This window comes from Phyllobacterium phragmitis, from assembly GCF_002980495.1.
GTDB classification, from domain to species: domain Bacteria; phylum Pseudomonadota; class Alphaproteobacteria; order Rhizobiales; family Rhizobiaceae; genus Paramesorhizobium; species Paramesorhizobium phragmitis.
On record NZ_PVBR01000047.1, the window covers coordinates 1 to 12476 of the forward strand.

The window sequence follows — 12476 nt, forward strand, 5'->3', positions numbered from 1 at the left end:
AACAAGCTCAAACAGTTCCGACGCGTCGCAACTCGATACGACAAGCTCCTCTCCAATTTCATGGGGTTCGTCAAACTCGCCGCAATCGCCATCTGGCTCAAATAGTTAAATCGTCACTACGACCTAAGGTTGCTCGACGCTCTTTCAACCCGAACTCAAAGGACACTATCATGCGTAAGTTCCTCATCCTCACCTCCGCTCTTTCGGTCCTTGCTGCCGGCAACGCCTCCGCACAGGACTTCAGGGTCAGCAACCCCAATGCTGCCCCGGGCGACCTCGGCCCAGTGGCGGTCTACACCGGCGAGACTGTTAGTATCTCTCCGGGCCGGATCGGCTACAACGCCGCCGATGACTTCGGCCGCAGCAGCCACAATGCGGCTCCGAAGAACAGGCCCGCAGAGCGGAAGGTCGCCGATCGCGAGATTGTTACCTCCAGCACTGGAACGCGCAAGGTGTACACCGGCTACAATGCCTCCGACGATTTCAACGTCAGTGATGATTGACCCCGGTCAAACGTTCCTCCAGCACTCCGACAGACAGCCTTCCCCGAAGGCTGTCTGTCCTGCTATTGGCCCGAACGATAAAGGCCGCACAGAAATCCCTTCGATAGGCAATGGCCGTATTTGAGGTTGCCCCCGTTTCTATCCAGTTCTGAGTTCGTTTCCGGCGCTGGCTGTGCCCTGCTGGGCGGGTGAAGCGACAACCGGGATGAGATCGGCTGCGGAATGTCAGCTATCCGCGGAGCGCTACCCGATACCGGACAGGCAGCAAACGGCCCCGACCACGCCGACAGTTGGATGCGCCAGAAGCGAGGGCTTTCGGGAAGCCGTCAATGACCTAGGAACGACGGAGATGGGTCGACTGCTGCCGCGCGATCGACCGCTGCCACCGACAGCGCCATCTCGTCTCGACGCCGCGGCGTCAGACGGCATCTGAGCGAACAGCAAGCCGTGCACCGTTGCAGCAGTCTGCGCGCCGCGCGATGGCGCTGGACCCCAGCTAGCGTGACGAAGAACAAACGTTTTCACGCTAGCTGGGGTCTGACCTATTCCGGTTCACGCGCGGACGAAGCGGGCGCCGTCAGTTCTTCCCGTCTCTCCGAAACAACAGGAATCCGAATGAACAATAACGCTGAACTCGAACAATCCGACCGCGGCTATCCGACAGGCATGGTCCTGTGGCTTCTTCGTGCGGAAGCGCTGGCGGTGTTCGCAGCAAGTATCTCTCTTTTCTTCTTCCTCGGCGGCGAGTTCTGGGTACTCGCCGTCCTGTTCTTTGCGCCGGACCTCAGCTTCGTCGGCTACGTGGTGGGCAAAAAGGCGGGCGCGGCTCTTTACAACGCGGTCCACAGCTATGCCCTGCCGGCCGTACTGGCCATCGCTGGTGTTCTGACCGGCCTCACGATACTCTGGCATGTCGCCCTGATCTTCGTGGCTCATGCCGCCTTCGACAGGAGCCTGGGCTACGGGCTGAAATACGCTGCCGGCTTCCGCCACACCCACCTCGGGCCGATCGGCAACCCTCCCAGTGCGGCGGCTGCATTCGCTCAACAAGGAGACGTATGATGTCGTCTTCCATCCATTCGGTTCAACGACGATCCAAATGCGTGGCTTGCCGGGTAGAACGGCGATCCCCTCCTCATCTTGGTATCTGATGTCTCCGGTTCGGATGAAGAACCAGCAAGATTGGCACCTCGACCGCATTCCCGGTGCCGCACGGCATTCAAACGATCGCTAAAATCAAGCCTCTCAACGCCGCTTTTCCTGTCCGCACCCGGGCAGGCGGCGGCTCAAATTGAACTCGGGATGACAGCAATTTGGAACAGCATACCTACAATCCGGTGGAGTTGCTGGAGGTGCTGGAGCGACCCTGTCCGGTCGCGCTAAAGCATCCTTCCGACGATGATGCTGTACGTCACAGAGCCGAAAAGCGACGCAAACTCGTCGCCCCGCTTTTGGCGCTCGCCCCTCAGCGCGTCTTTATCCCCCGCACCCTCGAACCAAACAGAAATAGGAGGTCATCATGGCCAAGCTTGCTGCAACTGCTGCCATTGCAACCGCACTTCTATCGGGCACCGCCATTGCCGAACCGGCCAAGCCAACGATCGTCCTCGTCCACGGTGCGTTCGCCGACTCCTCCAGCTGGAATGGCGTCGTCGCCATCCTCAAAAAAGGCGGCTACACGACAGTTGCGGTTGCGAACCCGTTGCGGAGTGTTTCCAACGATGCACGCGTGGTCTCGGACGTCGTGGCAAGCATCGCTGAGTCAGTGGTCCTCGTCGGCCATTCCTATGGTGGCCAGGTCATCTCGAACGCTGCGCAAGGGCGCGAAAACATCAAGTCTCTAGTTTATGTGGCGACCTTCGCACCGGATGCCGGGGAAGCTGCGGCAGAATTGGCCAGCAAGTTCCCAGGCGGGACGCTCGGCGAAGCACTTGCGCCGCCCGTCAAGCTCTCGGACGGTGGGGTCGATCTGTACATAGATCAGGCGAAGTTCCACGACCAGTTCGCACACGACGTTCCGGCCGAAACAGCGGTTCTGATGGCAGCCGGCCAACGGCCGATCACCGAAGCGGCGCTGACGGAAAAGTCCGGCGAACCGGCCTGGAAGACCCTGCCGTCTTACTTCGTTTATGGCGACGGCGACAAGAACATCCCGGCCGAGGCGCTCGGGTTCATGGCTGAGCGCGCCGATTCCAAGAACACCGTGGTTGTCGAGGGTGCGTCGCATGTCGTGATGGTCTCGAACCCGCAGGCCGTCGCAGACCTGATCGAGGAAGCAGCAGAGTAATCCCGCACGATTGGCCGAAATCAGACCACGGTGTTGGACAGGACTGCTGGCAAGCTCGAACTTCGTCAAACATCACTATGGAGTCCATATATGGCTCAGTTTCAACCCTATCTCGTCTCGCTGTTCGTTGGTCTGGCTATTGGCGTGATCTACGGACTTGTCTCCGTCCGTTCGCCAGCCCCTCCTATCGTCGCCCTGCTCGGACTTCTGGGCATGCTCGCAGGCGAGGCCGGTGTCCAGTGGCTGAAGGGCCATACGAACCTTGTCCAGGCAGTCCTGCACGAAAAATCCTTCGCTCACCACGGCACCGACGAGGCAGCGAAGAAAGGCGACGTCGCCTGAGGCGCGTCGATCATTGTTCACATCATCTGGAAAGCGAGAGCCGATGTCCAACAAACTGAAAGTCTTAACCCCTCAGAATAGCCAGCTTATCTTCATCGATCAGCAGCCGCAGATGGCCTTCGGTGTCCAGTCCATCGATCGTCAGACCCTGAAGAACAACGTCGTAGGTCTCGCCAAGTCAGCGAAGGCCTTCGGGATTCCGACGACGATCACGACGGTTGAGACCGAAAGCTTTTCTGGGCCGACCTTTCCCGAGCTGCTTTCGGTGTTTCCCGAAGCTCCCATCCTGGAGCGCACATCGATGAACTCCTGGGATGATCTGAAGGTCCGTGAGTCTTTGGCGGCCAATGCCGCCGACGGGCGCAAGAAGATCGTCGTGTCGGGGCTCTGGACCGAGGTCTGCAACCTGACCTTCGCGCTCTCCTGCCTCGCCGACACCGACTATGAAATCTACATGGTGGCCGACGCCTCGGGCGGAACGTCGCTCGACGCCCACAACCGCGCCATGGACCGCATGGTTCAGGTCGGGATCGTCCCGGTGACCTGGCAGCAGGTCCTCCTCGAATGGCAACGCGACTGGGCGCGGCGCGACACCTACGACGCCGTTATGGCCATCGTGCAGGAGCATTCCGGGGCCTACGGCATGGGCGTCGACTACGCCTACACCATGGTCCACAAGGCTCCCGAGCGCGCGGCGCACGGCCCGGTCGTCGCGCCCAGACCGGCGGCCTGAATGATGTGATCGGGCTGGACCGACCGCCCCGCCGGGAGCAGCCCGTGTTCCCCACGCTAGCCGTCGCATCGCCGTCACGTTTTTTCGGCAATGCGGCTGCGGCTCGTGCTCGCGGATTCGATGTGCTGCGAAGGAGAAAGCCATGACCGCCAACGATCTGATCGTCGTCAACGCCAAGGTGACGACTCTTGATCGGCAGAACCCCTCGGCCGATGCGATAGCGATCCGAGACGGCAGGTTCATTGCCGTTGGCCCCGAAGCCGACGTGCGCGCCTCCGCGCCAAACGCCGAGGTGATCGACGCGAAGGGGCGCCGGCTCATCCCAGGGCTGATCGACAGCCACACCCATGTGATCCGCGGCGGGCTGAACTACAATATGGAGCTTCGCTGGGACGGCGTCCCCTCGCTTTCTGATGCAATGACGATGCTCAAGCGGCAGGTCGATCGCACCCCCGCGCCGCAATGGGTGCGCGTTGTCGGTGGCTTCACCGAACACCAATTCGCCGAAAAACGGCTCCCGACCCTCGAAGAAATCAACGCGCTCGCGCCCGATACGCCCGTCTTCATTTTGCACATGTACGATCGCGCACTGCTCAACGCGGCCGCCTTGCGTGTCGTCGGCTACACGAAGGGCACCCCCAATCCTCCCGGCGGCGAGATCGTCAGGGATGGCGCCGGCAATCCCACCGGCCTGCTACTGGCGCAGCCCAATGCAACGATCCTCTATTCGACGTTGGCCAAAGGGCCGAAGCTGGACCCAGACTACCAGATCAACTCTTCCCGCCATTTCATGCGCGAGTTGAACAGCCTCGGAGTGACCAGCGTGATCGACGCCGGCGGGGGCTTCCAGAACTATCCCGACGACTATGAGATCATCGAGAAGCTGCATACCGACGGACAGCTGACGGTCCGCATCAGCTACAACCTGTTTACCCAAAAGCCCAAGGAGGAGCTTGCGGACTTCTCGTCCTGGGTGAACCAAGTCACGCCCGGGCAGGGAGACGATGTCTACCGCCACAACGGCGCCGGCGAGATGCTCGTTTATTCTGCAGCCGATTTCGAGGATTTCCGCGTAGACCGCCCAGATATGCCGCCAAACATGGAAGCCGATTTGGAGCCGGTCATTCGTCTTCTCGCAGAAAACCGTTGGCCCTGGCGGCTGCACGCCACTTACGACGAAACGATCGATCGTGCGCTCGACGTGTTCGAGAGGGTCAATCACGACGTTCCGCTGCAGGGAATCAACTGGTTCTTCGACCACGCCGAAACGATCAGCGACCGCAATATCGACCGCATCGCCGCGCTTGGGGGCGGCATAGCGGTACAGCACCGGATGGCTTTTCAGGGCGAGTATTTCGTCGAACGTTACGGGGCGAAAGCCGCCGAGCGCACGCCGCCGATCCGCCGGATCATGGAAGCAGGCGTTCCGGTTGGGGCCGGCACTGACGCCACCCGCGTCGCCAGCTACAATCCATGGGTTTCGCTGTCGTGGCTCGTGACTTCGAAAACCGTTGGAGGCCTCGCACTCTATCCGCAGCACAATCGCCTCGACCGCGAGACCGCGTTGCGGTTGTGGACCGAAGCGAACACCTGGTTTTCCAATGAGGAAGGCAGGAAAGGCCAGATCAAGGCCGGGCAGCTCGCCGACCTCGCCGTGCTGTCCGGCGATTACTTTTCCGTGCCGGAAAGCGACATCGTCCACCTACGATCGGTCCTTACCCTTCTCGGCGGCAAGGTCGTGCATGGAGACGGCGAATACGAGCGGCTCGCACCGGATCTTCCCGCTGCCATGCCGGACTGGTCGCCGGTCGCCACCTTCGGTGGCCACCACAAGACGAAAGAAGCCCGCACCAAGCTGATGATGAATTGCGGTTGTGCAAACAACTGTGCGGTGCACGGGCACGATCATGCCGCGTCTCTTGGCGCGCAAGCGCCGGCTTCGGACGCCCGCACGTTCTGGGCCGCGTTCGGTTGCGGCTGCTGGGCGGTTTGAGACTGACCGCTGTGTAAACGGCAATGGGCTTGGCGCGGGTCGCCTCGCGAGAAGAGCGCGCTGAAACAAAATCAACAGTCCATCATCCGCTTGGGATGGGCAGAAGGAGCTGGCATGACGGCGCCGCAACAGACAATTTCCAGTAGTGAAACCGCACGCGGCCCTCTTAGCTACCCGATCTTCCGGGCGCTGTGGATCGCGACGATCGTCTCCAATGTCGGCACCTGGATGCATGACGTCGGCGCCGGCTGGCTAATGACCTCGCTTTCGCCGAGCCCGCTGCTCGTCGCGCTGGTGCAAACCGCAACAACGCTGCCGATGTTTCTGCTGGCCCTTCCGGCCGGTGCAATGGCCGATATCGTCGACCGGCGCAAGATGCTCCTGACGGCTCAGTCCCTCGGCCTCTTCGCCGCAGCGGCCCTGGCGATCCTGACGTTCAACGACCTCGTCACTCCTGAAGTGCTGTTGGCCGCGACCTTTGTGCTCGGCATCGCTGCGGCACTCAGCGCGCCCGTGTTTCAGGCGATCGTGCCTGAACTGGTGGATAAGCAGGCCCTGCCGGACGCGATCGCGCTGAATAGCCTTGGTGTCAACATCTCGCGCGCGATCGGGCCGGCTCTTGGCGGTGTCATCATAGCCTTTGCCGGGACACCCGCCGTCTTCGCTTTGAACGCGCTTTCCGTCATGGCCGTGCTATTCGTGCTGTTTACATGGAAACGTCCTGAAACCGTTCATACGCTGCCCTCCGAGCACTTCTTCGGCGCGCTGAAGGCGGGCTATCGTTATACGCGCCATTCTCCTGCGATGCGTCTGGTTGTGATCCGGGCCATCGGCTTCTTCATTTTCGGAAGTGCACTCTGGGCGATGCTGCCGCTCGTCGCCCGGCGCGGGCTCGGGCTCGATGCAGCCGGCTACGGCGCTCTTCTTGGATGTATCGGTGCAGGAGCGGTCGTGGGTGCGATCCTTCTGAAGCGGGTGCGGAAAACGATTCCTGCCAACACAATATCAGTCGGGGCGACTCTGCTCTTCGCGCTGGCTACGCTGTCGCTTGCTCTTGTCGCCAACGCGTGGATCGCGGGAGCGGTCATGTTTGCAGCCGGCCTCGCCTGGATCGGCATGATGACGTCGCTGAATGTAGCAGCGCAAATGGCCTCGCCGGGATGGGTGAAGGCACGCGCTCTTGCTGTCTATCTGCTCGTTTTTCAGGGATCGATGACCGGAGGCAGCATCCTTTGGGGCTCGCTCGCCACCAGCAGTAGCGTCGCCACAGCTCTCGTGATCGCGGCCGTGGGACAAGCGGCGGCCCTACTGCTAGCTTTCCGTTGGCGACTTCCGGAGGATTCGACCACGGATCTGGCACCCTCGAACCACTGGGCGGAGCCCGTTGTCTCAGTCCAGCCCGCGGACGACCGTGGTCCGGTTCTGATCGAGATCGAGTATCGTGTCGAACCTGAACGCCAAGCCGAATTCGTAACGGCCCTGCGCGGATTTCATCCTGCACGACAGCGTGACGGCGCGATCCGATGGGACGTCTGGGAAGACGTTGCCGAGCCAGGCAAGGTCGTCGAGGCTTTCATCGTTGAAAGCTGGATCGAGCATGAGCGGCAGCATGCTCGGGTAACGCGTACCGATCAGCTGGATCAGGCAACGCTCAACGCGTTCCATGTTGGTGATCGACCGCCCGTCGTGCGCCATCTCCTGAGACCTCTATGACCGAGCGATGGCACGGTACGCGCCTTGCCACGATGTTCCGGGCCAGGAATCTGTCTGCGGCGGCAATCGGCCCGCAAGATCGGCACTTGCATAGCAGCTTCCGCACCGCAGCACGTTCGCCAATCCGCTAGAACCATCACGCGAAAAGCAGGAGGCGAGCGTTGCGACCAGGTGAGAATGCCGCTGCGAAAGACCCCTGCCATTTCTGATATCCACTCAACCTGGTTTGGAAGGAGACTTGCAATGGCAACCATCACCACATCCGACGGGACTACCCTCTTCTACAAGGATTGGGGGCCGAAAGACGCGCAGCCTATCGTATTTCACCATGGCTGGCCGCTGAGCGCCGACGACTGGGACAACCAGATGTTGTTCTTCCTCTCGCATGGCTATCGCGTGATCGCGCATGATCGCCGCGGCCATGGCCGATCCGACCAGACCGACACCGGCAACGATATGGACACGTACGCGGCAGACGTGGCCGAGCTCGCCAAGGCACTGGACCTGCGCGACGCGGTCCACATCGGCCATTCGACCGGCGGCGGTGAAGTCACGCGGTATGCGGCCCGCGCCGAGCGTGGCCGTGTGGCAAAGGCCATTCTGATCGCCGCGATCCCGCCGGTGATGGTTAAGTCCGACGCAAACCCGGACGGCGTGCCGATGCAGGTCTTCGACGGGTTGCGCTCCGCCTTGGCGGCAAACCGCGCACAGTTCTATCGCGATCTTCCGAGCGGACCCTTCTATGGCTTCAATCGGGAGGGCGCGAAGGTCAGCCAGGGCCTGATCGACAATTGGTGGCGCCAGGGCATGAGCGGCGGCGCCAAGGCGCATCATGACTGCATCGAAGTGTTTTCGGAGACCGACTTCACGGAAGATCTGAAGGCACTCACCATTCCCGTGCTGATCATTCACGGCGAGGATGACCAGATCGTGCCGATCGAGAACTCGGCTCACAAGGCGATCAAGCTCGTCAGGGACGGCACGCTGAAGACCTATCGCGGTCTTTCTCACGGCCTGTTCGCCACGCATCCCGACGTGGTGAATCCGGATATGCTGGCCTTCATCCGCGCCTGACATGCCTTCGCAATAGATGAACGGCGGTCGCGCCCACCGCGACCGCCGAAAGCGCGTCTCCGTGCATCTCCTTCGCACCGTCGCTGGCGCGAGGTTACACTGCCGGAAAGACGTGGCTTTCAGCGGGAGTTTGTTCGGCGCCGTCGGAAGCGTTGGCAATCGGTGCTCGGAGCGCAAAGATAAGGCATGGGAACCATGAATGTCATCAGGATCGCGATTGCCGGTTTCGGGGGCGTGGGCCGCGCGACGGCCAATCTTCTCCTGGCCCGCCGCGCTCGCTACCGGCAGGTCTATGGAGCCGACTTGCGCCTCGTCGCCGTCTGCGGATCGCGATCCGGTCTGGCCGACTCAGCCGGTCTCGAAGCGGGGCGCCTGGACGCGCTCGAGCCGGGCCTGACGGGGCCCGCATTCATCGATGCAAGCGGCGCTAACATTCTCATCGAAGCAGGTCCGAGCGATTTTCGCACCGGTGGCCCAGGCCTCGCCTATATCCGTTCCGCCCTTTCGGCGGGGCGCGATGCCATCGTCATATCCAAGGGCGCACTGGTCCACAGCGGCCCGGAACTGCGGGCCCTGGCGCGTTCCTCGGGCGCGATGCTGAAACTCAGTGGCGCGGCGGCGGCCGCGCTGCCGACGATCGACCTCCTCGAGCACAGCCTGAAAGGCTGCGAAGTGCTCGAAATCGAGGGCATTCTGAACGCCACCACCAACTACCTGCTCGATGCGATGATGAACCAGAACCTCGGCTTCGAGGATGCGCTGGCGCGCGCCCAGGCGAGCGGCTTCGCCGAAGCCGACCCGCGCAACGATACCGAGGGCTGGGACACCGCCAGCAAGCTCATCCTCATCGCCAATTTCGGCCTGGATGCCGACCTGACGATGGACGATCTGGTCGTCGAGGGCATTCAGTCGATTGCGGCGCACGATCTCGAGACGTGGCGAAAGCAGCGTCTCGTTCCCAAGCTCGTCGGGAGCCTCATCCGGACGGACGACGCGACGCGGGCGGCCGTCGGCGTCCGGACCTACCCGGCGACCGATCCGCTCGCGCATGTGTCGGGAAAGAACAAGGCGATCCGGATCACCACCGACGCGATGGGCGAGACGATCGCCATCGGATCCGGAACCGAGCCTCTCGCCACCGCGGCCGCCGCGCTCAAGGACCTCGAACATATCCTGACGGCAAGAGCGGTGCGGCCCACTGGTGTTTCAGGAGGAAAGGAATGACACGGAAAAGCGTACAGGCCATTCGCCACATAGGCTTTGAGGATTTGGGCAGCTTCGCGGTCCCCTTGAGAGAGGCTGGCTACGACATCGAATACATTGATGTGGCCGAGCGCGATCTTGCGACGCTCGACCCCCTCGGGGCCGATCTCCTCGTGGTCCTGGGCGGTCCGATCGGCGTCTACGATCACGACGCCTATCCGGTCGTCACCGACGAGACAAGGCTGCTGCGGGTACGGCTCTCGGCCGACCGGCCGACGCTTGGCATATGCCTTGGCGCGCAACTGATGGCGGCAGCCCTCGGTGCGCGTGTCTATCCGGGTCCGGCCAAGGAGATCGGCTGGTCGGCACTCGATCTGTCGGATACCGCCGCGCCCAATCCTCTCGCCGTGCTGCAGGATGTGCCCGTGCTCCACTGGCATGGCGACACGTTCGACCTGCCGGAAGGCGGCACTCTGCTCGCATCCACCGCGCTCTGCACAAACCAGGCCTTCTCGCGTGGACCGAATGTGCTCGGCCTCCAGTTCCACCCGGAGGTCCTTGGCGCGCGGTTCGAGCACTGGCTTCTGGGGCATGCAAATGAACTGGCAACGGCAGGCATCGACCCCGTCACACTGCGCCGCGATGCCGGGCGCCATGCCAGCCGGCTTGAACAAGCCGGCGCCGCGCTCCTCACCGATTGGCTGACGCGCCTGACGCGGTAGTTCCTTGGCAAGCCTTCGCCTGCAGGGCGCCGCCCGTGACCAATCACTGCAACGCGATGACACGTAGCGGATCGCGCACTGCCCGGCGATAATCGGTCGGGCTCATGCGTTGATGCTTGACGAACACCCGGGCCAGCACCTGGTTCGACGAATATCCCACCTCCTGGGCGATCTCGGTGACTGGAAGGTCCGTTGTCTCAAGGAGTTCGCAGGCTTTCTCCATCCTCAGTCGGGTCAGATAGACCCGAGGCGGCACGCCGACGCTCTGCTTGAACATGCGTGCGAAGTGAAAAGGCGACAGCCGCGCCTCGGCTGCCAGTTCGTCGAGGCTGATGTCTTCCGAAAGCCGCGCCCGCATGAGCTCCAAACACCGCCGCTGAGCCCACGGAGCAAGGCCGCCCTTTGCAGTCGCCAACGGTGCACCGCCCAACCGGCACAACTCGGCCAGAATCTCCAAACCTGCGGCACGCGCCAGCAGACGCGACGGCGGCCCCTCATGTTCACAAAGAGCCCACAGGTTTCGGAGCGCTGATCGGATGGACGGTGAATCGAACACTCGGCCGTAGATGCAGGAGCTGTCGAACGAGAACCGGCCGTCTGCGGCTTCGTCAAGCACGCCCTGCCATTGCGCCATAGGGAACGCCAGGCTGCGGAGCCGATGGCTGTCATCATTGATTACCGTGGTCGCGAAGTTCGGCGCGGCGACGGCGAGAGTGCCTTTCGGGGTGGTCATATCGAAGCGGCCTCCTCCCAGGTCTCCCCGGACACGACTGCAGCCAAGCATGTCCTCCATCAGGACGATGTCCGGCAGAGCCGGGCGGGACATGTCCCCGGCTGGTCGCTGGACCTCGAGAAGGTCTAGAATTGAGCCTTGGGACTTTATCGTGCGCAAGTAGGAGGCATGTTGGCCTTTGCTGTGCCACTGGGCGAATGACGAAGGGGCATGGACGGTCATTGACGTCCCTCCAGGGCCGAACGCGCCCGATGCGAGATCTTTGGGCGAACCGGATCGCGAACGCCTCGACGATAGTCAGATGGGGTCATGCGTTGATGCTTGATGAACACCCGGGCGAGAACCTGGTTCGACGAATATCCCACCTCCTGCGCGATCTCGGTGACCGGAAGGTCAGTCTGCGCAAGGAGTTCGCAGGCTCTCTCCATTCTCAGTCGCGTAAGATATACCCGCGGCGGCACGCCGACGCTCTGCTTGAACATACGCGCAAAATGAAAAGGTGAGAGCCGCGCCTCGGCTGCCAGTTCGTCGAGGCTGATGTCTTCCGAAAGCCGCGCCCGCAACAGTTCCAGGCAGCGCCGTTCCGCCCAGGGCGCGAGGCCGCCTCTGGCCGGAACGAGCGGCGAGCCGGCCGAGCGGCAGAGTTCAGCGAGGATCTCGCAGCCCGCAGCCCGTGCCAGCAGACGCGATGGGGCGCCTTCGTCCGCACTAAGAGACCACAGTTTCCTGAGCGCTGACCGGATGGTCGGTGTCGCGTGCGGCGCGCGGAAAATATCCAAGCCGTCGAACGAAAAACTGCCATAAATGGCTTCGTCCAATACGCTTTGCCACTGCGCCATGGGAAAGGCGAAGGAGCGGACGTGATGTGGCGTGGCAACTTTGGATGACAGTGCAAAGTTTGGTGCGACGGGATACACGCCGCCCTTTGCTGTCGTGTCAAGAAAATGCCCGCCTCCGTGGTTGGCGCCGAATCGGGTGCCTCCAAGCAGATCCTCAAAAAGGACGAAATCCGGCACGGCTGGGATGGACATATCCCCGGGCGGTTGAAGCCAATAACCCCCAGCAGAGCTGGGGGTTTGACGGGGAACCGCCATAGGCGGTTATGAAGGATTTTGGGACAAGAGATGGGACTTCAGGAGGACGAGAGCTTGAGTTGCATCTGGTCCAACTGCT

Annotated in this window: 12 protein-coding genes and 1 pseudogene; 11 read left to right on the forward strand and 2 right to left on the reverse strand. The window is 62.1% G+C overall.

What is annotated here, in order from left to right; genetic code table 11:
* The 11 genes and pseudogenes from C5748_RS26805 to C5748_RS26855 form a co-directional block, all read left to right on the forward strand.
* Nucleotides 1-105 (forward strand): annotated as a pseudogene (locus tag C5748_RS26805) (IS5/IS1182 family transposase); the annotation flags it as partial.
* Between the two features lie 65 nt (nt 106-170).
* Nucleotides 171-503 (forward strand): hypothetical protein, encoded by a 333-nt coding sequence (locus tag C5748_RS26810; RefSeq protein WP_105746047.1) that lies wholly within the window; start codon nt 171-173, stop codon nt 501-503.
* Between the two features lie 501 nt (nt 504-1004).
* A complete protein-coding gene (locus C5748_RS26815; RefSeq protein WP_245582002.1) occupies nt 1005-1565 on the forward strand; it encodes a DUF4260 domain-containing protein in 561 nt (186 codons plus the stop codon).
* 457 nt (nt 1566-2022) lie between these two features.
* Nucleotides 2023-2790, forward strand: a complete 768-nt coding sequence (locus C5748_RS26820; RefSeq protein WP_105746051.1) for an alpha/beta fold hydrolase — start codon at nt 2023-2025, stop codon at nt 2788-2790.
* A gap of 90 nt (nt 2791-2880) precedes the next feature.
* Entirely contained in the window at nt 2881-3132 is a 252-nt protein-coding gene (locus C5748_RS26825) for a DUF1427 family protein (RefSeq protein WP_105746053.1), read from the forward strand.
* Nucleotides 3133-3175: 43 nt separating this feature from the next.
* Entirely contained in the window at nt 3176-3865 is a 690-nt protein-coding gene (locus C5748_RS26830; RefSeq protein WP_105746054.1) for a hydrolase, read from the forward strand.
* A gap of 142 nt (nt 3866-4007) precedes the next feature.
* The gene (locus tag C5748_RS26835) at nt 4008-5858 is read left to right on the forward strand and encodes an amidohydrolase (protein ID WP_105746056.1); all 1851 of its coding nucleotides are present in this window, start codon (nt 4008-4010) and stop codon (nt 5856-5858) included.
* Nucleotides 5859-5972: 114 nt separating this feature from the next.
* On the forward strand, nt 5973-7571 hold the full coding sequence (locus tag C5748_RS26840; protein WP_105746058.1) for an MFS transporter: 1599 nt from the start codon (nt 5973-5975) through the stop codon (nt 7569-7571).
* Between the two features lie 243 nt (nt 7572-7814).
* Entirely contained in the window at nt 7815-8645 is an 831-nt protein-coding gene (locus C5748_RS26845; RefSeq protein WP_105746060.1) for an alpha/beta fold hydrolase, read from the forward strand.
* 186 nt (nt 8646-8831) lie between these two features.
* On the forward strand, nt 8832-9869 hold the full coding sequence (locus tag C5748_RS26850; RefSeq protein WP_245582003.1) for a homoserine dehydrogenase: 1038 nt from the start codon (nt 8832-8834) through the stop codon (nt 9867-9869).
* The gene (locus C5748_RS26855) at nt 9866-10570 is read left to right on the forward strand and encodes a glutamine amidotransferase (protein ID WP_105746062.1); all 705 of its coding nucleotides are present in this window, start codon (nt 9866-9868) and stop codon (nt 10568-10570) included. The genes C5748_RS26850 and C5748_RS26855 overlap by 4 nt, the downstream gene beginning before the upstream one ends.
* Before the next feature lie 43 nt (nt 10571-10613).
* On the opposite strand, the gene C5748_RS26860 is transcribed toward C5748_RS26855, so the two are convergent.
* Nucleotides 10614-11303, reverse strand: coding sequence for an AraC family transcriptional regulator (locus C5748_RS26860; RefSeq protein WP_245582004.1), 690 nt, complete (start codon nt 11301-11303; stop codon nt 10614-10616).
* Between the two features lie 218 nt (nt 11304-11521).
* The gene (locus C5748_RS26865) at nt 11522-12319 is read right to left on the reverse strand and encodes a helix-turn-helix domain-containing protein (RefSeq protein ID WP_245582005.1); all 798 of its coding nucleotides are present in this window, start codon (nt 12317-12319) and stop codon (nt 11522-11524) included.
* Between the last annotated feature and the right edge of the window lie 157 nt (nt 12320-12476).